General features: G+C 42.1%; 25 protein-coding genes. 5 read left to right on the top strand and 20 right to left on the bottom strand.

Annotated elements, in window-relative coordinates; translation table 11 throughout:
• Positions 1-36: 36 nt before the first annotated feature.
• The 6 genes from LQ247_RS14485 to msrA form a co-directional block, all read right to left on the bottom strand.
• Positions 37-804, bottom strand: coding sequence for a GNAT family N-acetyltransferase (locus LQ247_RS14485; RefSeq protein ID WP_025811273.1), 768 nt, complete (start codon positions 802-804; stop codon positions 37-39).
• A gap of 821 nt (positions 805-1625) precedes the next feature.
• A complete protein-coding gene (locus LQ247_RS14490) occupies positions 1626-2648 on the bottom strand; it encodes a restriction endonuclease subunit S (protein ID WP_195258127.1) in 1023 nt (340 codons plus the stop codon).
• Positions 2641-4554 carry an HsdM family class I SAM-dependent methyltransferase gene (locus LQ247_RS14495; RefSeq protein ID WP_195258126.1) on the bottom strand — a complete coding sequence of 638 codons (1914 nt, stop codon included), beginning with the start codon at positions 4552-4554 and terminating at the stop codon, positions 2641-2643. Before LQ247_RS14495 ends, LQ247_RS14490 begins: the two co-directional genes overlap by 8 nt.
• A 104-nt stretch (positions 4555-4658) precedes the next feature.
• Entirely contained in the window at positions 4659-5246 is a 588-nt protein-coding gene (locus tag LQ247_RS14500) for a hypothetical protein (protein WP_195258125.1), read from the bottom strand.
• A 447-nt stretch (positions 5247-5693) separates the two neighbouring features.
• On the bottom strand, positions 5694-6134 hold the full coding sequence (msrB, locus tag LQ247_RS14505) for a peptide-methionine (R)-S-oxide reductase MsrB (RefSeq protein ID WP_020451861.1): 441 nt from the start codon (positions 6132-6134) through the stop codon (positions 5694-5696).
• Positions 6121-6666 carry a peptide-methionine (S)-S-oxide reductase MsrA gene (msrA, locus tag LQ247_RS14510; RefSeq protein WP_231006206.1) on the bottom strand — a complete coding sequence of 182 codons (546 nt, stop codon included), beginning with the start codon at positions 6664-6666 and terminating at the stop codon, positions 6121-6123. Before msrA ends, msrB begins: the two co-directional genes overlap by 14 nt.
• A 356-nt stretch (positions 6667-7022) precedes the next feature.
• On the opposite strand from msrA, the gene LQ247_RS14515 reads away from it, so the two are divergent.
• Positions 7023-7457: a MarR family transcriptional regulator gene (locus LQ247_RS14515; protein WP_020451863.1), complete on the top strand. Its 435-nt coding sequence runs from the start codon at positions 7023-7025 to the stop codon at positions 7455-7457.
• Positions 7458-7521: 64 nt separating this feature from the next.
• Positions 7522-7773, top strand: a complete 252-nt coding sequence (locus tag LQ247_RS14520; protein ID WP_020451864.1) for a hypothetical protein — start codon at positions 7522-7524, stop codon at positions 7771-7773.
• Between the two features lie 60 nt (positions 7774-7833).
• Here the strand turns inward: LQ247_RS14520 and LQ247_RS14525 are convergent, their stop codons facing one another.
• A complete protein-coding gene (locus LQ247_RS14525; RefSeq protein WP_020451865.1) occupies positions 7834-8922 on the bottom strand; it encodes a diguanylate cyclase in 1089 nt (362 codons plus the stop codon).
• A gap of 135 nt (positions 8923-9057) precedes the next feature.
• Complete coding sequence (locus tag LQ247_RS14530; protein ID WP_123032388.1) at positions 9058-10389, bottom strand: MATE family efflux transporter; 1332 nt, start codon at positions 10387-10389, stop codon at positions 9058-9060.
• A gap of 96 nt (positions 10390-10485) precedes the next feature.
• On the opposite strand from LQ247_RS14530, the gene LQ247_RS14535 reads away from it, so the two are divergent.
• Positions 10486-11190, top strand: a complete 705-nt coding sequence (locus LQ247_RS14535) for a DUF4397 domain-containing protein (RefSeq protein ID WP_020451867.1) — start codon at positions 10486-10488, stop codon at positions 11188-11190.
• Positions 11191-11285: 95 nt separating this feature from the next.
• On the opposite strand, the gene ypmT is transcribed toward LQ247_RS14535, so the two are convergent.
• The 7 genes from ypmT to ilvA form a co-directional block, all read right to left on the bottom strand.
• Complete coding sequence (gene ypmT / locus LQ247_RS14540; RefSeq protein WP_020451868.1) at positions 11286-11486, bottom strand: protein YpmT; 201 nt, start codon at positions 11484-11486, stop codon at positions 11286-11288.
• Positions 11487-11517: 31 nt separating this feature from the next.
• Positions 11518-12090, bottom strand: coding sequence for a YpmS family protein (locus LQ247_RS14545; RefSeq protein WP_020451869.1), 573 nt, complete (start codon positions 12088-12090; stop codon positions 11518-11520).
• Between the two features lie 9 nt (positions 12091-12099).
• Entirely contained in the window at positions 12100-12852 is a 753-nt protein-coding gene (locus LQ247_RS14550; protein ID WP_020451870.1) for an SGNH/GDSL hydrolase family protein, read from the bottom strand.
• A gap of 138 nt (positions 12853-12990) precedes the next feature.
• A complete protein-coding gene (locus LQ247_RS14555; protein ID WP_280639422.1) occupies positions 12991-13581 on the bottom strand; it encodes an SCO family protein in 591 nt (196 codons plus the stop codon).
• Between the two features lie 8 nt (positions 13582-13589).
• Positions 13590-14432 (bottom strand): DegV family protein, encoded by an 843-nt coding sequence (locus LQ247_RS14560; RefSeq protein WP_020451872.1) that lies wholly within the window; start codon positions 14430-14432, stop codon positions 13590-13592.
• 150 nt (positions 14433-14582) lie between these two features.
• Positions 14583-14834, bottom strand: a complete 252-nt coding sequence (locus LQ247_RS14565) for a YpmP family protein (RefSeq protein ID WP_020451873.1) — start codon at positions 14832-14834, stop codon at positions 14583-14585.
• A gap of 92 nt (positions 14835-14926) precedes the next feature.
• Positions 14927-16195, bottom strand: coding sequence for a threonine ammonia-lyase IlvA (gene ilvA / locus LQ247_RS14570; RefSeq protein WP_020451874.1), 1269 nt, complete (start codon positions 16193-16195; stop codon positions 14927-14929).
• 232 nt (positions 16196-16427) lie between these two features.
• Between ilvA and LQ247_RS14575 the strand changes: the two genes are divergently transcribed.
• Positions 16428-17429: a sigma 54-interacting transcriptional regulator gene (locus LQ247_RS14575; protein ID WP_023857390.1), complete on the top strand. Its 1002-nt coding sequence runs from the start codon at positions 16428-16430 to the stop codon at positions 17427-17429.
• Between the two features lie 15 nt (positions 17430-17444).
• A complete protein-coding gene (gene trhA / locus LQ247_RS14580) occupies positions 17445-18086 on the top strand; it encodes a PAQR family membrane homeostasis protein TrhA (protein WP_020451876.1) in 642 nt (213 codons plus the stop codon).
• A 40-nt stretch (positions 18087-18126) separates the two neighbouring features.
• Here trhA and LQ247_RS14585 read toward each other — a convergent pair whose 3' ends face one another.
• From LQ247_RS14585 to LQ247_RS14605, 5 genes are all read right to left on the bottom strand, one after another.
• A complete protein-coding gene (locus tag LQ247_RS14585) occupies positions 18127-18750 on the bottom strand; it encodes a 1-acyl-sn-glycerol-3-phosphate acyltransferase (protein ID WP_231006208.1) in 624 nt (207 codons plus the stop codon).
• Positions 18751-18764: 14 nt separating this feature from the next.
• Entirely contained in the window at positions 18765-19253 is a 489-nt protein-coding gene (locus LQ247_RS14590) for a dihydrofolate reductase (RefSeq protein ID WP_020451878.1), read from the bottom strand.
• Positions 19254-19610: 357 nt separating this feature from the next.
• Entirely contained in the window at positions 19611-20150 is a 540-nt protein-coding gene (locus tag LQ247_RS14595) for a phosphatidylglycerophosphatase A family protein (protein WP_025811261.1), read from the bottom strand.
• A 15-nt stretch (positions 20151-20165) separates the two neighbouring features.
• Complete coding sequence (locus LQ247_RS14600; RefSeq protein ID WP_023857393.1) at positions 20166-20768, bottom strand: YpjP family protein; 603 nt, start codon at positions 20766-20768, stop codon at positions 20166-20168.
• 272 nt (positions 20769-21040) lie between these two features.
• The gene (locus LQ247_RS14605) at positions 21041-21811 is read right to left on the bottom strand and encodes a class I SAM-dependent methyltransferase (RefSeq protein WP_035399808.1); all 771 of its coding nucleotides are present in this window, start codon (positions 21809-21811) and stop codon (positions 21041-21043) included.
• Positions 21812-21836: the final 25 nt, after the last annotated feature.

Consider the following 21836-nt stretch of genomic DNA (forward strand, 5'->3'; position numbering starts at 1 on the left):
AGGCCAAGTCCCAATTGGTATGTGCACCTGCCTACTTTATTCAAACAAATATTTAAATATCGTCGTAAGCTTTCCCTTCTGCTGAAAACCCAGCTTTTCATAAAACGTTTTCACCTGATCGCTTCCCGAAGTCACAAGATAGCACGATTCCATGCTCGATTGTTTGGCAGCGACGAGCATCTGCTTGATAAGGCCCGATCCATAGCCTTTCCGCTGATAAGGCTCCAAAATGGCGACTTCCTCGATTTTAGCAACGTTTTCGTCCTGATCGAGATAAAGCTCGGCACATCCAATCGGTTCTCCTTCTTCCGAGTAGCAGACACACAGCTGAATGATGCCTTCCTCGTAAAAACGATACTTGCGCAGCAGCTTTTCCTTCGCAAACGCTTCATTGATCGACAACGAATCATAAGCCTGCATGATGCGGCAGCCGTCAATGAGAGATTTCTTCGTCCCCCATTCTGCCCGCACAGGGGAAACTCCTTTCCAATCTGCAAGCCGGATCGAATAAAACAATTCTTCATCAAGAATGTATCCAAGATCAAAGAGCGACTTTTTCATTGTGAAAGGGAGATCGCGGTTAAAAGAGCTTTTCACATGAATATAATTTCGGTTTAAAATATCGGGTACCCGAACGAGCAGGGAGTACAGCTCTCTCAGCGGAAATTCGTCCTGCAGCTGCAGAAAATGAGATGAAAACATTTGCGGGATCTGGTCATCTGTGTATATATGATAATGCGACTCAACTTTTTTGCTGCATGTCAGCATTAAATAACGGTCTTCTGTGTTTGAAATGGATGTCACAACGGCTGCCTCTTTTCTAAGATGTTCTATTATATTGTTTTTCGCTTTCAGAGCAGAAAATCCTCTAAAAAAGATGGCCCTTTTAAAAAAAGTCATCTGAACATGCCGTTTTTCTCAGCTTTCTTCTCCGGATTTCTTGCGGTCTTTCATAATAGAAGTTCATAAACCGTTTTAAATCAACATTTTTCCTTGTTTGTATTTCGTGGGGTGTTAACGGATTTTTCGTAAAGAGTATTCAAAGATGAAGATTATAGCGCAAACTATTCAAAGCTATGGCTAATCAGTTGTAGACAATCATCATTGTAGGATACTTGATAGAGGAACCAAAACGGCTGGTTGTTGGTTTGTTGGATGCTTGTTACCCCCAGCCTTATGACTTATTTTATCCTTAACGAGACCACCTCTTTAACATCAAACATGTTTCAAATTTTTATTGTATACTGGGTATCCTCGCAGCAGTCTTAATGCCGCTTTACTTTATCAATAGAGACTACTCTATTTTTAGCTCGGGGTATACAAAGGGTATACAATTCCAAATTCGGACATGAAAAAGCCCTCTCTGCCGAACAAAGAGGGAAAACACTTGGTATATAAGATTTATTAACATTTTGAGAAATACACTCTATAACTTCAGATGTAACCACCCCAAATTCTTTAACTAACAAAAGTATTAAAGGACACAAAAATATAAATCTAAATTAAAAATGATCTAATTTAAACCCAAATAACAGATGTTAGTTATACATATTAATTATTCTCTTAGTTCAGATTTATAGAACCCACTAACTAAAAGAGGCAACCTACCTTCTATACTATACATTTCATTTGAATTTACTATTTAAATCGTTTTCTAGTCTTTTCATATATTGTTCCATAAATGACCAATCAGGGTCACCCTTAATAGTGACAGGTAATTTGATTTTTTGCTTTTTAAGCCTAGTTGAATTTATTGTATATGAATAAGAATACTTTCTTTTATTCATTTCTAATGACCTACAAATAAAAAGCAAATGATACTTATTTGCTTCACCAAATTTAGGTGTTAAGATATTTACTTTGGTGCCAGTGAAAAAGCTGTATTCTTGTACAAATGGCTTAGCAGTCTCATTTCCAATAGTTATCACTGGTGTATTTACCCTATTAAGAAAAGAAGTATCTTTCCAATCAATAAAGCCATCTAACCCATTATACGATTCCTTTCTAGTTATATAAGGTGTAATTCCATCAACTTTATTGACCTTATTTCCATTTATACTTTTCCCAATCTTTGTATCAAACAAGTCCTCAAGGTTAAATTCTCCCCATTCCACCTCCCCTAACTCTCTCCAATCCTTAATAATATGTTCTTTATAAGTGACATTTGGTTTTATTTTAAACTCCAATTCCTTTATGAAATGTTCCATAAAGTCCCAATCTGGATCATTTTTAATGTTGACAGGTAGTAATACACTCTCTCTTTTCGTAACATTTAATTGAGCTTGCTTACCATATGAGTATTTCTCTCCCTGTCTGGTAATCATGTTAGCAATAAAAATGCCATTATATTTATTTAACTTCTTATGTCGCAAAACCGTTACATCATGTGAACAATAAAAAGGTTTGGCTTGATAATACGCCTTAAAATTAATTTTTTCGATTGTGATTGTATTTCCATCAAAAAGTGGTTTATTACCTATAAACCTAGATACACCATTATTTGAGGAATTGGCTGTTATATAAGGTGTTTCACCTTCAGTAATGTCTTTTTCAGGTAAATATACTCCTTTATCCACTTCAAATAATTCGCCAATGGGAAAGGCTCTCCATTCTCGGCTGTTTAGTTCTATTTGTAATTTATCATTCATCTTCTTCACCTATATCATCAAATAAATAACCTCTCCCATGACTTCTCATATCAAACTCAAAACTCAAATAGTCAGCCAGTGTTAACTTAAAATCATCAACAGATGGTGTCTCATCATTAAAGTAATAAAAACTATGCAGCCATTCATCTTCCCAAGTAATTTTAGACTTTACAATGAATTTTGTATCATCATCTTCGTAATCCTTTAGAACATTCAATAGATGTTCCTTCTTTGATTTTTCAGTCCCATCACCCACTAAGCCGATGTGTTTCCTTACTACATAACCATCATTTGTAAAGTTTACAAAACTTACTCTTTTATTTTCTGGGTGTGGGATGCCAGCAGTAAATACAGCAATGCAAGGGTTTACCCCTACACCATAAAATGTTTCTTTGTTTAAAGTAATTACAAATTCTAAACTGTGTCTCTCCAAGATCTCTTTCTTTTTTAATTTGTCTTCTTTTCTTTTTCCAATCATTGTACTTTGAGGAACAATAGCACACAACTTTCCTCCCTCATTAATCATTTCTAAGGACTCTTTAATGAAATTTATCTCGGCTAAATGATGTAAGTCTTTAGTTTTAGCTTGAGAATAAGGAGGATTAATTAGTATCTTTGTTATACCTTTGTTCTTAATTTCTTCTTTATCTACATGAAACATATCATCCCTTCGTAAATTACTTTTTCCATCACCACGTAAAATCATGTTTGTAGTTGCGATTGTGAACAATTTTTGTTGCAATTCAATACCATGCAGTCTATTTTGCTTTATGTCGTGAATTTCATTTTCGTCTGTTCCACATTGCATAATCATTTTATTCATAGAAGCAATTAAAAAGGAACCAGTACCACATGCTGGATCTAAGACAAAATCATTTTTATTAATTTCAATTAAATCAACCATTAAATTTGTAATATGTCTTGGTGTCAAAACAATTCCTAAAGAGTTCCCATCATTTCCACCATACTTAACAAATTCACCATAAAAGTTTCCTAATACATCCATATCACTATGTTTAATACTATCTTTTAAATTTTCTTTTAATTTTATAGTGAAGTACTTCAAAGGTGACATGCCTAATGAATCTTTATAGTTATTAAGTGTAATATCGTTATTTATAAAATTAAATTGGTCTAGTAATTCTCCTCTTTTGGCATAAGGTATAATACCAGAGTTCTCAAGATATACTTCAATTGCTTTAAATATTATTTCGCCATCCTTTATTCCTTTTCTATTAGAAGACTTAAGTTGTTCTAAATCAAAACTTGGCTCCTCTAATGCTAATAGGATAGCAGAAACAACAGTTGCTTTTTTCTCTCCTTCAAGCGAACCATAATTTCTTAAATCTTCATGCATATCTGATGCAATTTTATTGACCTCTCTAAGCTCTCTTTCTTCTTTTGGCAATTCTCCTAGTACTGCAACTTTATAAAATTCCTCAACATTATCAGGGTGTATGTCATCTAAATTATTTAAGTCAGGTAACTCTTTTACTCCTTTTTTATCTACATAAGCTATCTTAATATTATTACTATGACTATTCCCAGATGCACCAATTGCGAATACTTTTTCAATAGTTAAGGAATTCTCCACTATATGCTTTGCATAATGAACAGCACCATTTAATGCGTAACCTGCTATGACAGGTCTGGTTAAATCAATTTCGCCATCTTCATTATATAAAACTGATTTATCAACATCTACCTTATCTTCAATAACAACTAGAAATTCTTTTGAGAAAAAAAGAAATTCAGGTTTTCCAATGTTCCCTTCTTTATGCTTGCTTGCTGTTTTTAATGCTTTTTTTATATCAATATTAGTACTACCCTGTTCCTCATAATTCACACCCAGTGACTCTATTAAATTTCTTATGTATTGATCTATACCACTTTTTTCATTCTTCATATTTATACCCCAGTCCTCTATCTAATAATTTAATACACCCTATAATAGCATTTTTTGTTAAGTGATTTCTTCAGAAATGCCTATTTGTAATGGTAAATTTTAGTTCATCTCCTGCGTTTTATAATATATAATTTTTCTTCAAGATATAATTTCGCTTTACCATATTCTAAATCATTAAACATATCTTGATTATCCGTAATAAACAAACATTTTTTTAATTCTTCTTTGTTAAATTCAACATTAGGAAACAATTCTTTAAAACACATCTCTACCATATCTTGTTTGATTGTATTATCTGCAGGAACACTATAGTCAGATAAAGACTGTTGAAACTCGTTCTCTCTTCTCTCTTCATCGGTCACCGATGATAGCATGTCATAGTACTCTTGTATCTTTCTTCTTGAAGCATGAGCAATTTTCTTAATTTCCCTGTCTCTTATTTGTTTCTCTGCTTTTTTCAATAAATTATATTCTTTTTCTTCTTCAAGCTTTAGTACATCTGATTTTTTATATCTTATATCTTTATTCCTCTGTGGTTTAGGTTGAATACATTCAATTCCTAATTCATCTATCCATCTTTTAATCGTTTTTTGCGAAACAATCATGTATGAATCATATTTGTAATCAAAATACTCCATTATCTCTTTGGGTTTTACTACTTCATTTAACATATCTTCTGGCTTTCTTCCCATTATTTTTCCCCTCCTTTAAATGTCTGTATAGACCTCGTTTTGTCCTTATAAAATATAATATCATTAACTTCTTAACTTGCAAATTTTTATAAAGAAATGTCCCTTTAGGAATTTCAGTATAATGAAGTGCAATATAAATATAAAAATCTTTATTTAAGAGAAGGTAAACCCCGGTCTGAGAGATACATATGCATCATTTTTATTTGCTCAAGATATAGATATTGCTTATGTTTCCAAACAATTAGGTCATATAACAACGCAAAAATTATTATCTGGAATTAATACCAGAAAAAGAGCACCAGCAAAATGCCGATGCTTTAAATCTGTCTTTGTAATATTAATTATTGATTTGAACCAACATGAACCAAAAACTTTGTAAACGTTTGGTATATCAACAATTCTATTAACGTTTTGAGAACTAAGGTACACGACGAGTGCCTTTAAGATCTATTTTTCCCCTTCAAACAGCTTGGCATATTCGCCGTACCCTTCTTTCTCAAGGTCATCCTTCGGCACGAAACGGAGGGCTGCTGAATTGATGCAATACCGCAGGCCGTCCGGTCCGGGGCCGTCCGGGAACACGTGTCCAAGATGGGAATCGGCAGACTTGCTTCTCACCTCAGTCCGAACCATGCCGTGTGAAGTGTCAAGTTTTTCTTCGATCTCCCCGGTATCGACCGGTTTTGTGAAGCTTGGCCAGCCGCAGTGTGCGTCAAATTTGTCAAGCGATGAAAACAGCGGTTTTCCCGACACGATATCGACATAGATTCCGTCTTCGTGCAGATCCCAGTATTCGTTTTGGAATGGAGGCTCCGTCCCGTTTTTCTGCGTCACTTCATACTGCATCCGGGTCAGCTGCTTCAGCCGTTCTTCTTTATTGTTCGCCATGCTTACGCCCCCAATGTTGTTGTATAAATCCTTCTCTTCCGCTTCCGATCCGATACTGTGTGTAGCGTTCAGGATGCTTTTTATGATAATCCTGATGATATTCTTCAGCCGGATAAAATGGCGCGGCTTCCAGAATGTCGGTCGCGATTGGATCTTTAAAGATGCCGCTTTCTTCAAGCTTTTTCTTCGATTCCTCAGCGAGTTTCCGCTGCTTGTTATTATGGAAAAAAATCGCTGTCCGGTAAGACTCGCCGCGGTCTGCGAATTGTCCTCCGCTGTCAGTAGGATCGATTTGCTGCCAGTAGAGTTCCAGCAGTTTTTCGTATGGAAAGACATCGGGATCAAACGTGATTTGCACCGCTTCCCTATGTCCCGTTGTATTGGTGCAAACCTCTTCATAGGTCGGATTTTCCGTATGGCCGCCGGTATAGCCGGATTCGACTTTTATAATGCCCGGCTGTTCGTCAAAAGGCTTGACCATACACCAAAAGCAGCCTCCGGCAAATGTGGCGAGTTCTCGTTTTTCAGCCATCTGTTCTGCCTCCTTCTTTTCAACATTTGTTGGGAACCATTATATCACAGCATGCTCATTTTTAAGCCCTCTCCCGCTCATCGCAAAATCAGCCGCTGCCTAAAAAGAAAAAATGACGATAATATGTCATTGCCATCACCAAATTCTAAGAAACAGCAGTATTCATCTATCATTGTCATGGATCGTTGTTCAATTGATGGTCAAATGAACTAAAAATCTTCTGAAACATACACTTGAAAAACGAAAATTATGGTATCATAGTGATATCATGTTCATGAAAAATAATATTCATGCTGATTCGGTCATTCCTTTTTAAAAAAAGCTGAAATTTGCTACTTATATGGAGGGGCGAAATTTTGAAAGTTAGAGAACAAATGATGTATGATATGGAAGCACTGCTTCGCACAGTATTTAAACAGATACGTGATGAGATAAATGAGCTGCTCGAAAAAGAGATGTCCCGCAATGAATTCATGATTCTCCGCCTGCTGAGCGAGCAAGGTCCGAAGAAAGTCACGGAGTTTGCAACGATTTTAGGCGTTTCTGCGAGCCATATCACAGCTGTAACCGATGCATTGGTTGAAAAAGGATGGATCACGAGAGTCCGGTCAAAAGAAGACAGACGGATCATCAAAATCCATCTGACGGACGCGGGAAAAGAAATTATCAGATATTTTGAAGAAAAGAAAACGGAATATTATTTCAAGCGGTTCAGCAGCTTCAGTGATGAAGAGCTGAAAACGCTGATTGAACTGTTCAGCAAATTGGACAAAAAACGGGAACAGCGCTAATCGGGTTTTACATAAATTGGCCCGAATCTGTGCACCTTAATTAAAAAAAGAGGTGTATTGACATATGACAGCTCCTTATCTTTGTCCAAACTGCAAAACAAACCGAACACGGTTCAACTTAATCGAACAGTCTCCGACATCCGTTAAGATTGATCCGGCAACAGGGGAGATCATGGAAACGTATTCAGATGACGAGCTTTCTCCATTTCACCTGCCCTACAGCGGTCCCGCCATAAAAGTGCAGTGCGGCGCGTGCGGATTAATTGAAGATGAAAAGACTTTTATCAAACTTGCGGAATTCGATAAACGAACATAAAAAAGACAGGATAGATGGACATCGTTCCATCTATCCTTTTTCGTGCAGCTTAACGTAAATTCAAACGGAAGCGCACACCCGGTTTCTCCCAAGGTGTTTAGCCCTGTACAAACATTGGTCGGCTTTTTCAATCAACTCGTCCGTACTGCGAATGACCTCCGGAAATGCCGCAACCCCAATCGAAACGGTAATATGAATCTTTTTAGAATGAGAAATTGAAAAAGTGTGTGTCTCCACTTCCTTGCGTATCCTTTCAGCAATCTCTGCAGCCTGCGAATGAGAACTGTTCGGCAATATGACCGAAAACTCTTCTCCGCCGTTTCTTGATACGATACCTTCCGCACGTGTTGACTTTTTTAAAATCGTTCCCAGTTCTTTTAAAATCACGTCTCCATTTGAATGTCCGTATGTATCATTAATCGTTTTGAAATAATCGATATCGATCATAAGCAAAGACAGTTTCTCGTTCTTCTCCCTTGCGTTTGAAATATGAGCATTCCATATCGCATCAAAATGGCGGACATTATTCAATCCCGTTAAATAATCAAGCGACGATTCCTCTTCATACTTTTTCAACAGAAAATGAGATTTTTTTAAATATGAGACGACATATACTGATGTAAATCCGCCGATAGTAGATAAAATCCAGAACCATATCATTAAAATTTTTACTAAATGGAAATCATGGAGGAGCATCAAGATCACAATTGAAATCGCCACATTGGCAAAAATGACCAAAGCAAATGTCTTTCGATAAGTGTCAGCGTCTTTATCCATGACCCTGAGGATGAGATAATATCCTATGAATATAACGATCATTCCTGTAAGCGCTGCAATCGAAGATATATTCCCCCCGTAAACAAATCTTCCTCCTATAATCAGCAGAGAACAAATAAAGGCCGGAAAGACGCCCGTAAATAGAAACAAAATCATAACGGGCACATAACGCAAATCAACGATCGTTTCATCGGTTGCCTGGATCGAAAAGAACATGAGCACATTCCCGAGCAATCCTCCCATGACGCCGTCAATCCAATTAAGTTGTTTGTTTGTAGCTTTTCGGGAAAAAATATTCCACTTTAGCTGAGTGTAGATAAAGAGTGAAGTAATTAAAATGCACAAATTCAAAAATAAATCGATTAAAAACATGACAAGCCCCCAACACCAAACTCATTTTATATTGTATATATCGTCAATTATTAAGACGTTAACAGCATTTTTGTTTCTTTGCTTCAGATGCCCGGCGGGAATCGCTTCCGGGGCTTGCCGCAGGAGCTTGTTCTTTCATTTTTCAAATAAAACGAGGTGCTTCCACTTCCCGTAGCGGTAATATAAAAACGCGGTCAGGCTGCTCAGCATAAAGCTCATTCCAATGCCAAGCGCTATGCCGCTTTCGCCAAGCCACTTTGAAAATAAGTATGTAAACGGATAGCGCAAAACCCAAAAAGAAATCACATTCAGCACCAAAATTTGAAACATCGCGCCGGCTGCCCTTACAACACCGTTTAACACAAAGTTAATCCCGATAAACGGATAGAAAAAAGCAATCGTTTTTAAATATTCTTCCCCGAATGCAGCTGAATCGGCTTCCGAAATAAACAGCCTGACCGCATGATAGCCTGTCAGAAATATCGCGGTGCTGACGACAGCCATAAACAGCAGAACATAAATGACGCCGTAGTGAGCGATTTTTTTCGTACGCTCCATATCGCCGCTGCCGACGGTTTGGCCAGCCATACTGTTGACAGCCGTGCCGATGGCCATCGCCGGGAGTATCAGCAGGCTGTCAAGCCGCTGTACCGCGCCAAACCCTGACACGACACGTTCTCCAAATGAATTGACAACGCTCATAATCGCCATCGAGCCGCCTGAAATCACCATCATTTGCAAGCCGGCAGGCACTCCGAGCTTCAAAATGACGGACGTCTCTTCAAGAGACGGAAGCGCGGGCTTTGAAAATGGAACAAGCCGCTTTCTCACCGTATAGACCACACCGTAAATGAAAGCAATCCCTTGGGAAACGACGGTTGCATAGGCCGCTCCGGCAATTCCGAGGTTGAATACCGAGATAAACAGCGGATCAATGAACAGGTTCAGGATGACGGCCAAGAGGACGAAACGCAAAGGTGTTTGACTGTCGCCGACCGCCCTTAACACTGTACTGATGAAATTATAGCCGAATAAGAATATAATCCCGATAAAATGAATGCTCAAATAGCTTGCAGCCAAATCCATCATATTGCCGGGCGTTTGAAGAAGCGAAAGCAGAGGCTCTGTGAAAAAATAGCCGATAACCCCGAGCAATACGCTCATCGCTGTCATCAGAACAACAAACGCGTTGATATATGAAGCAAGTCCCTTCTTATCCCCTTTTCCTTTCTGCTGCGCAAGAATCGTCAGCGCCGCATTGTTGACGCCCAATACGAACGACAGCACCGTAAAGAAAACCGTCCCTGAGACGGCCGCAGCACCGAGTGCTTTTGCTCCGAGCAGATTTCCGACCCACAAGCTATCGACGAATTGAAATGAAATCTGCAAAAGATTGGCTAAAATGATCGGGCCGGAAAAAAAGACCAGCTGTTTAAACACATTTCCGTATGTAAAATCCGTTTTCATTGTTTACTCCTTTTCATCTGTCGTCTTGATCGCGATGTGACCGATGGCTTCGCAGCCTCATATAATGTCAGAAAGCATGCAAAGGGGCGTGACAAAATGTTCTCTACAGATCATGATGCCCGTCAAATGGCGGAGGGTTTTCGGAGGAACTGCTACCATCTTCCGCCTGTAGAGGCGCCCTTTTATTTTCGAAACGGCGGAAAAGCAGCGATGATCAGACTGCTCCACGCGGCTCCTCACACCGACAATCTCGACGTATTCGTAAACGGCATATCCGTTTTTCAAAACATCTCCTATACAGATTTATCTTCTTATGTCCGGTTTCCTGCCGGCCGTATTCAAATCGATGTTTTCCAAAGAGGCAGGGCGCACGGTCCCTTGCTGTCGGTACAGTATCACCTGATCCACGGCGGGTACTGCACGGTTGCCGTTACAGGCACAGCTGCAAAGCTCATTCCCGTCGGAATGTATGACCGGCCTGCGGCTGATCCGGAAAGCCGCAGCATCCGTTTCGTTCATTTATCACCGGACTCTCCGGCTCTTGACTTTGCAGTGCAAAACGGACCTGTCCTGTTTTCAGGTGTCCCCTTTCAAACGGTCACGCGGTACATCCAGGTGCGTTCACAGAAAATCGACATGGAGGTAAAGGCCGCCGGTTCAACAGCGGTCCTGCTGAAGGTTCCGAAAATCACGCTTCACGCCGGGGAATCCACAACTTTGTATGGCCTCGGTTTCGTCAACGGCTCCCCTTCTCTCACAATAAAAGCGGCGCCGTTTCCTGCCAAAGCTCCGCCTTCATAGCGAAAAAAAAGAGACCTGATGTCTCTTTTACAGTCTGCTGAAGCATGGACAACAAAATCCTAAAACGGTCTCATGTTTTAGGATTTTGCCGGCAATTATTGATTGTGATGGTCAGTTTTTTTATGTTTTTTCGCATCTAGGGTAAAGATCATAATGCTTAAAAACAACGCACAATACCCGATGTTCAAATACATCTTGTCCATGTTTTCATCGATGAAACTGAAGGCGGCGAGGCCGCCGAAGTACAGTGAAAACAACATAGACAGCAAGCTGAAATATGTGTAGATACGTTCCATATGTTCACCCCTGTAAATCCCGCCGCACGATCTATGAATCTGTTTGTGCAGGCTGATAATAAACAAATTCGATTTGATCTTTTTCTAAATCAATGTCTTTTGCTTTCACATACATTCCGTTTTTAAGCGGCATCTCTGACAGACGGACTTGAATTTCTTTAGCATCCGAACGAACGTGTACAAAATCAGGAAGATCATAAAATTGATCCATGTAGTTCAGCACCATCGATATCGGAACATTTAACTTGCCGATCGAAAATCTCGTCACGTCAAGAACCACATCTCCGTTTTTTTCCACTGTCGGCCGAAAGGACACCCTCGCATCGACTGTCGAGGAAAAGGCGCGGATCGCACCGACGATGTGGAATTCATCGTCGATTTCGATTTGATAGTCAAGATCCGGCGAAGACTCCTTCTCCAAATATGTGTTGATGAATGCGGCCAATGATTCTTTCGTGCTCGTCACGTTCAATTGGTATTCGCTCGGAGTCGGCCGCGACGGTTCCTTTTGACCGCCGGGCATGAATACGAGAATGAAAATCCCGGCAAGTATGATGACGTTGACTGCTGCTAAAATTAAAAATAAGTTCTTCCATTTCTTCATTTTTTCACCTTATTCTGCTTGGGGGTCTTCGTTTTTAATTTGTTCGTAAACGCGTTTCGCTATTAAAGAATATCCGTATTGATTAGGATGAAACTCATCTTTTGCAATCTTCTTTTCATCGCTGTATTCCTCAAAAATATCAGCGATATTCGCTATTTTCGTGTTGGAGACCTTTTTCAGGCTTTTTTCTGCTCCTTCATTCCATTCGTCTACGACTTGGTCAATTTCCCTCAGTTCAGACAGCGTAAACTTAAACGGATTATACATGCTGACATAAATCAACTCAGCGCTGGCGTTTTGCTCTCTAATTTCCGCTAAAATATTCGAAAACCGCTTTTCAAACAGTTTTTGTTCAACGCGGAAAGGTGTAAGCGTTAAGTGCGCGAAGTTTTGGCGGACGACTTTCATCAGGTCGTTGCCCCCTATTGTAAACAAAATGTAGTCTGCATCTTTCAGGCCCTCTTGTACTTCTTTTTCTTTTAATCTTTCAAGCAGCTGATCAGTCCGGGAGCCTTTAACGGCATAATTTTTGACCGTTACGGACTTCACATCGCTCCGGCTTTCAAGCTCGTCGGCCACCATGCCGACATAGCCTTTCTTCTCTTGATCGCCTACCCCCTCTGTCAGAGAATCGCCCACTGCTGCAATCACGATATCGCGCTTAGGGGAGACCGATGTTTTTTCAACGCCCGCATTCCATTCCGTACAGGCTGAAAGCAGACAGACGAGGGCCATCATGACTGTTATAAACCGTATGTTCAAAAATGATGCCCCTTCCTTCTAGATACCTAAAAAAAAGTGTACCATGTTTTGATTCTTTTGAAAATGATTTGACAGGTGTAAAAAAAAGCCTGTTTCCGTGGTCAGGAAGCAGGCTTCAGCGGCAGGCGCCCGTTTTTATCAACGGTTTTCCAGCGTCTTAATATCGGCGATGATTTCATCGTACGGCGTATTTTTTGCACCGTCATAATCCTTGACGACTTTGCCGTTTTGATCGACTAGATAAAATGACGATTGGTGAATCACCTGATCCTCATCTTCAGGTTTTTTCACGATTGATTTAAAGCTTTTCAGCGCAAATTTTTCGATTTCCTCCTGCGAGTATCCGGTTAAAAAATCCCAGTTTTGAAAATTGAGCGGATAGTTGGCCGCAAATTTTTTCAACTTTTCCGGCGTGTCATTTTCGGGGTCAACGCTGAATGAGACGATGCGGGCCTGCAGGTTTTCCTCTTCCATTTGTTTTTGCAGTTCAGCCATATGTGAAGTCATCGGCGGACAGATCGTTTTACAGTTTGTAAATATAAAGTCGGCCACCCACACCTGGCCTTTTAAACTTTCAAGAGACACGGTTTTCCCGTCTTGATTTTGAAAAGAAAAAGATTGTACGTCATAGTTTAAAGAATTTTCAATCTTGCTAGTTCCGCAGGACGAAAGAAACACTGTGAGAATACCTGCAAGGAAAATGCCAAAAACGTTTTTCAATCCTTCCATCCCCTTTTTCAATCGGTGTAAAAAGTAAAACCGATCGCTCCTTTTCCGGTATGAACAGAGATAATCGGCGTTGTGTACGCAATATCAATATCGATTCCCGGGATATGTTCAAGCAAAGAGTCTTTCAGCCTATGAGCAAGGTCGAGTGCATCGGCATGGGCGATTCCGATCGCTTGCACCGTCCTTCCCTTCACCGCGGAAAGAAATTGACCCGTTAAATAACGGATAAGCTGACTGGTGCTCCTGACATTTTTTTCAGGCGTATAGATTCCGTCCTCAAGCCTCGCGATCGGCTTAACCTTGAGCAATGAGCCGATCAGCGCTTTTCCTTTCCCGATGCGGCCGCCTTTGATCAAGTTATCAAAATGATCAATTGTCACATAGAGGGATGTCCGGTCGCGCAAGTTCTCCAGGTCTTTTACAATCGCTTCGGCCGTCATTCCCTCTTCGGCCAGCAAGGCGGCTCGTACGACCTGAAAGCCGAGGCCTTTTGAAATATACATGGAATCAATCACCGTAATATTCCCGTCGACCATGTTTGAAGCGCTTACAGCCGTCTGGTATGTCCCGCTCAATTGGCTTGAGAGATGGATGCTGATCACTTCGCTTCCGTCAGCGGTCAGCTCTTCGTACAGTTTGATAAAAGCGCCTAAAGGCGGCTGTGAACTTTTCGGGAGTTCTGCGGCGCTCTCCATTTTCTCAATAAATTCGTCCGGCTGAATATCGAACCTGTCTCTGTAAACAATGCCGTCGATTGATATCGAGAGCGGGAGAACGGAAATATGATATTCTCTGAGCAGTTCTTCGCTCAAGTCAGCTGTTGAGTCCGTTACAATTTTAATGCTTGGCAATTCCCTTCACATCCTGTCGGTTCAAATGGTGAATTTCCTAGTGAGGCCAAATTCGGCATGAAAAATTCTTTGCCGGCCGAATGCCGTCTTCCGCCCTTTTCCAAGCGGATTTGGCTGTCTTCATGGGCCGGCAAAGAATGCTATCAATTCTTATGCATTATGCTTCAATTCTTCCTCTTGATAAATGGCGAGGTAATCCTGCCATTTCAATGCTCTCTTTAAGTAGTCCCTAAAGGAGTAGACGTTTTTTTTCCGCTTTGAGCAATAGAGTGTCTTTAAAAAGATTTCGAGCCTCAGACTGGCCATAAAAAAATGCGGGTCGTCCTCCTTCAGCAGGGGTATTTCCGTCACCTTCACCTTCTGTCCATCCGAACGTTTGAACTCCAGGCTTTTAAGTAACAAGCTATCAATCCTCATTTATGAGATATTTTCTTTATTATACATAATCTCAGGAGCCGTTGTCTTTGATTTATGCGTGTTTTCAAAAAAATTTCTTAAATCAGCAAATGAAAGAGGCCTTCATCTTTATTCACTTCGACATAGCGGAAGCCTTTGCGGTCCATTCTCGCAATCAGCGGCTCGTAGTCTTCGCGCTGTTTCAATTCGATGCCGACGAGCGCAGGGCCGCTGCTTTTATTATTTTTCTTCGTATATTCAAACCGGGTGATATCATCGGTCGGCCCGAGCACTTCATCTAGAAATTCGCGCAAAGCTCCCGCCCTTTGCGGGAAGTTCACGATGAAATAATGCTGGAGTCCTTCATACATCATCGATCTGTCTTTGATTTCCTGCATTCTGCCGATATCGTTGTTTCCTCCGCTCACAATGCATACGACATTCTTTCCTTTGATTTCATCCCTGTAAAGGTCTAAAGCGGCGATCGGCAGCGCTCCCGCAGGCTCGGCGACAATCGCGCATTGGTTGTACAGCTCAAGAATCGCGGTACATACCTTTCCTTCGGGAACGAGCAAAATATCATCTACAACGGTTTCAAGCGTTTTAAATGTCTCTTCGCCGATTTTTTGCACGGCGGCTCCGTCTACAAATTTATCGATTTTCTCGAGGGTCACGACTTCGCCTTTTTTGTTTGATTCAAATAGAGCCGGCGCGCCTTTGGGCTCAACCGCGATCAGCTTTGTATCCGGGGACACGTTTTTCATGTAGGTTCCCACTCCTGAAAGCAGGCCGCCGCCGCCTACACTTGCAAATAAATAATGGGGTTCTGTTTCGATATCGTTTAAGATTTCGACCGCAACCGTTCCCTGTCCGGCCATGACGGCAGGATCGTCAAACGGGTGGATAAATGCCCGTTTTTCTTCCTCGCAGCAGGCGACTGCGCTTTGATATGCATCATCGAACGTGTCGCCTGTCAGGATGATCTCGATGTATTCCTTGCCGAACAATTCGACTTGAGAAATTTTTTGCCTCGGAGTCGTCGACGGCATAAAAATCTTTCCGTGAATACCGAGATGTTTACAGGAAAAAGCGACCCCCTGCGCATGGTTTCCTGCACTGGCGCAGACGACCCCGTTTTTCGTCGTTTCTTTTGAAAGCTGCTTCATTTTATAATAGGCGCCTCTCAGTTTAAAAGAGCGGACAACCTGCAGGTCTTCTCTTTTTAAATATACGTTGCAATCGTACCTCTCGGAGAGCCTCTCATTTTTTTGGAGGGGGGTATGAATGACAACATCTTTTACATTTTGATGGGCTTTTAAAATGTCTTTGACTTGGATGAGAGAGTTTTCTTTAAGCAACGGTTTCATGTATAAGATCCTTTCTGTATAAAGCTTTATTTAATACGCCATTATATCATGAATATTCAAAATTTAAAGGGCAATTCTTTGTTATTTACAGAATATTATACACTTTCTCAATATATACGGAGTTCTTTTCGATTCTTAATGTGCAGCCAAATATACTTTTTTTCAAAAAACTCTTTATTTGTTCTAATTGGGTGTTATAATAGAACCAATTAGAACCAAAAGGAGATCCGCCATGATTAAACACACGTACCCATCCATAGGGTTCTCCGAGCTGATCGGGGAATGCGATTCCTTTTTGCAAACGAAAAACAGAGCGATACAATTTGCAGCCTCTTCCCATCCGATTCTGATTCATGGAGAAACAGGCACAGGCAAAGAGCTGTTCGCCAAAGCCATTCATTCCGGATCATCTTTCAACCATGATCCCTTCACACACGTAAGCTGCAGCACGCTGAATGAAGATGAAGCGGCTGAAGACTTTTTTCTTTCAGAGATGAATGAATCCGGAACCTTGTTTCTCGACGAAGTGTGGGGGCTTTCCTTGCCTCTCCAGGGCAAGCTTTTGGCAGCCATTGAAAAAGGGATGCCAAAAAGACTGATTGTCACCTCAAGCGTGCCGCTCGGTGAACGGATTGAAAGCAGCGAATTCCGCAAGGACTTGTACTACAGGCTCAATGTGCTCGACCTTCCGCTTCCCCCCCTTGCTGAACGGCGAAGCGACATCCCCCTTCTCGTGCATCATTTTTTAAAAAGCGGGGATCATGACATATATGTCGAACCGGTCGTTTGGAAGGCTTTAGAGCAGCATGAGTTTGAGGGGAACGTCAGAGAACTCAAAAACATGACGGATTATATGAAAACCGTCTCAGACGGGAAAACGATTCAGCTTTACGACACTCCGCCGGCGTTAAGAGAACAAATCGAAAAGAAGAAGCCAAAAGATAAAAAAACGGCTTCAACATCACTGACTTTAATGGAAAAAGAGGAGTTTGCGTTTTTGCTCGATGCAGTCAAGCAATTAAATGAAAAAGGAGAGCCTGCCAGCCGCAGAGTTCTGTCTGAACTGAGCAAAAACGGCAAGTCGGAGCTTACCCCCCAGCAAGTGCGCAGCAGATTGGATTATTTGGAAAAAAGAGAGTTTATTACAAAGGGCCGCGGAAGAGCCGGGACAAAAATCACGCTTGAAGGCCTCCGCTTTTTAAGCTCTTTAAAGCATCACATTATTCAAGAATAGAAAGGGTGTCTTGGTATGTACACGATTAAAGAAGAAATTGCGAATGCAATTACCCATGGGCTCGGCGTTCTCCTCTCCATACCCGCCATCGTATTTTTGGTGATATTTGCGATTCGCTACGGAAGTCCGGTGGATGTTGTCAGCTTTTCGATTTTCGGCGCTTCCATGCTGTTCCTGTATTTAAGTTCGACCCTTCTGCACAGCATTCAGCACCAAAAAACAAAAGATATTCTTGAGATCATCGATCACTCAGCCATCTACGTACTGATTGCGGGTACATACACACCGCTGCTCCTCGGACCTTTGAAAGGCACGCTCGGCTATACAATGCTTGCGGTCGTCTGGGGACTTGCGATTGGCGGAGTTGTATTTAAAATCTTTTTTGTGAAACGATTTATCGTGGTCAGCACGCTGGTGTATCTTGTGATGGGCTGGATGGCGATTATTGCGATCAAGCCGCTTTATACGGCCTTGACCGGAGAAGGATTCGCCCTGCTGCTCTTAGGGGGAATATTGTATTCTGTCGGAACGATCTTTTATTTATGGAGAAAGATCCCGTATCATCATGCGATTTGGCACACCTTCGTACTCGGCGGCAGCGCCTCCATGTTTTTCTGCGTGCTTTTCTACGTGGCAAAGGTGCCGTTTATATCATAAACGGCGAAAACCAGGCTCCCATAAAGGAAGCCTGGTTTTTTTATGCCCGAAGCTGTTTGTTTTCGGTTAGGACGTATGCCGGGTAGATCGTCAAGTCGATATCAGCAGGTCTCAGCCTCTTGAACAACTTGCCTTTCTTCATGTCTTCCGTACCGGCTGTTTCGACTGCAACGATCGGAATGCCGAGCTTTTTGGATAAAGATTTGTAATCGAGCCCGTCATCTTCAGACAGAATAAAGCTTTGGCCTTTCCTGACGATCTCTTCCACTTTTTCAAGTGATGCTTCCTTGTCGGCGCTTTTTTTGACCGCGGCCATTTTATTGAGCCAGCTGCTGAGCAGCGGATAACGAAAGGCGCGCGGATCAGCAAAAAACGAAGCCGTTTTATCAAGGTGTCCGAGCAGCACGGCGAGCTCTGACAGGCCGAGCTTTGGATGCACGTAAAGGACGGGGCCAGCCGGGGATCTTCCATTCTGATGGATGGAAACGGTCGAACCGGTTAAGCCGATGCACCCCCGTAAAAAAGCTTTCGGCTTATCAAAGACAGCTTCCATCTGATTGGCGTACGAAAGGCGCGGGTCAAGTGTCTGTAGCGCCTGCAGGAGCTTGATATGCTTGATGAACATATAGGCCGAATACATCCATAAAAAACAATAGCGAAACATGAAAATCCTCTCCTCTATCCTTTTCTTTGATAAACGAGGAATTCGTAGTCATATGGATTTTTGTCATCTTTCAGGCCTTTCCGCCTCGAAACGATTTCCCACTCAGCTTCGCTGAATTCAGGAAAATACCGGTCCCCTTCAAAGGTTTCATCGATTTTTGTCACATACAGCTTGTCCGCAAAAGGCAGAATCTCCGCGTACAGTGTTGAACCGCCGATGACAAAACATTCTTCGTTTTTGTTTTTCGCAAACCGCACCGCTTCTTCTGCCGAGTGCATCACCTGACAATTCGGAATATCCAGTTCTTTATTGGATGTGACGATGATGTTCTCCCGGTGAGGCAAAGGTTTGCCGATGGATTCAAACGTCTTTCTCCCCATGATCACGGCGTGTCCTTTCGTCACCTCTTTAAAATACTTCAAATCCTGCGGCAGATGCCATGGCAGATCATTATCTTTGCCGATCAGGCGGTTTCTGTCCATGGCGGTAATCAATGAAATCATTAATTTAAAGCCCCCTTATGATGTTTGTAGCGAAATAATGCCGGATGATGCTCATCTCTTTGTGTGATCATCTGTGAACATGATGCATGAAGATGGAGGTTAAAGCTGTGATGAGAGGAAACCTTTCTTCGAGGTTTTCATTCTGATCAGGCCGCCCGAATGCATTGGTGTCATTCCCCGTTTTGTTCAATTCCGGTTCTCTAACATATGACGGGATATATCCGCATGATGTTTCATTTTTTTCATCCTTTTGTAGTGTATCTTGTTTAACCTTTCGAAAACAAGACATTTTTCGGGAAAAGACATAAAATATCGGCATAAAAAAACCCCGCCTGATGGCGGGGAGGGCGAGGTCTTTCAACGGCTTTTCGCAACGCTCTGTCCGTCTGTTCTTTCTTCATCCTCAAGATCCTGATGCGAATGGGCAATTCGGCTTGCAGCAGCTGCCGCCAAGGCAGCGACGATATCATCAAGGAACGTGTGAACCTCATCGTCCGGACAGTCGTCCAGTTCTTTAATGATGCCGAACTTTTCTTTATCCAGATAGCCGAAGTTCGTCAAGCCGATCGAACCGTAGACGTTTACGATGGAAAGCGGAATAATCTCGTCGATCCCGTAAAGGGGTTCATCCGTTTCGACCAAATATTGAAGCGGTTCAGGCAATAGCTTTTTCTCGGCAAGCTGGTCAAGCGCTATCCCCGTTAACACGGCATGAACGATTTCCCTTTTGTTTAAGACCTTTTCGACATTCTCAACGCATACAGCAAGCGACAGATCAGGATGGTATTTTTCCTGCAGCTTTTGTACGATCAGTGCAATATCCTCAATCGTAACCCCGCGCTCATTCAGCATATTTTTCGTTAAGTGCACCATTTCATTCATCGTATACTTCTTCATCTGCATCAATCTCCTTTAGTGGCTCATCCAGTTAGGCGGTGTATTGCGGTCCCAGTATATGCTTCCGAGATCGTGATGTTTTTGAAAGCCGTCTTCGGCAGTATGATAATGAAAGTTAAACCAGTACCCTTTATGCGGCGGCTTGTCCCTGCGCACATGGAACCTCAGCACATCCTCCCCCGTTTTCCGGTTGTAAACGTGGAAGATTCTCTCCGACTTCCCCGCCGTCGGCGTTTTGGAAATGACAAGATCCTGGTAAGCGTCATTGTCCTGCATTGTCATGAGATGGCTGACGATGATCTCCTCGACCTTTGGAAGCACTTCTTCCCTGTACTCGTCTTCGATGACCGGCGATATCCTGCTGCCGAATTTTACGAATGACAGATCTTCTGCTTCATTGAGCAGTTCATCCTTGTAGCTGTCAAATGAAGATTTGGATTCGCCGTCTTCTTCAAGTTCGGGCTCTTCCTGCTTTTGATAAACAGCTGTATACCCGGATTCTTTCATGCTCTGATGCTCCTGCGGCTTGTCCGCCATTAATGCCGCAGGAGGAGATACAAGGCCGAACGTTGCAATTGTAAATAATGTGACAAGCGCTTTTCTCATCCACATCTTCATGACTGGTTAGTCCCCTTTTGGATCGCTTTCTCGTTTTCTCTTATTCTATCATAGGTTGAATTTTCAGTCATTCATAAAGTGACGGTGCAAATAAACAAAACGCCTTTTCTTTTGGCGATAAAACGTTTACAATCAAAGATGAAAATTCCAAAATTGGGAGTGATCGTTCATGATTGAAGGTCTTTTTATAACCGCTTCACTGATTACCCTCGCTTATTTTATCGTCATGGAAATCGCAGATTAAAAAATCCCAAGGTATATGCCTTGGGATTTCATTTTTCGAGAACACCGTAATGAAACAGGGCCGTTTTGCGTTTTTTTACGCGAAATCCGTATTTTTCGAAGCGCGGACTTTTCCAGTGGTCTTTCAGGACCACTCTTTTTCTGGCGACCCGAAGGGCTTCATTTAAAGCACCGTCAAGCGTAAACTCGGAATGCGCCCACTTTCTTAAAGGGGCGATGCCGTTTGATTCTTCGATTCCATCATCAAACATCGGGTCAAAGTAGACGATATCTGCTGAATCATCATCAAGCTCCAGCAGATATTCAAAGCTGTCGCCGGAATGAACCCGAATCCTTTTCATCGCCTGATCCAAAGCGTCAAGGCCTGTCTCCCACGATTGAAGTCCCGCCTCGACAAGAAAAGCGAGGAGCGGGCTTTTTTCAATTCCGCACACCTCGCCTTGTTCGCCAGCGGCAAGGCTTGCAATGATGGCATCTGATCCAAGGCCGAGCGTACAATCGAGCAGCTTGTCTCCCGGTTCAACTTGTGCAGCTTCGACAAAAGGATCCGGTTCGCCTCTTAACATGCGCTTCGCCCGGAACATCGCAGAGTTCGGGTGGAAAAAGAACTTTTCGCCTTCTGAATGATACAGCTCGAAGCGCTCTTTTCCAACCACGAGAACATCTTCCTGCTCTGTCTCCCGGATTTGGCGAATCGGCCGTTTTCTCCGTTCGGAAAAGCGGGCGCCGAGCGTCCGGCTGATTTTTTCCGCCGTTAAAACCGTGTTTTCAGTCGGTCTGTAGCTTGTTGTGACAATCATGTTTTTCTCCGTAAAAAATGCCCTT

This window comes from Bacillus sp. BS3(2021), assembly GCF_021043345.1.
Classification (GTDB): domain Bacteria; phylum Bacillota; class Bacilli; order Bacillales; family Bacillaceae; genus Bacillus; species Bacillus paralicheniformis.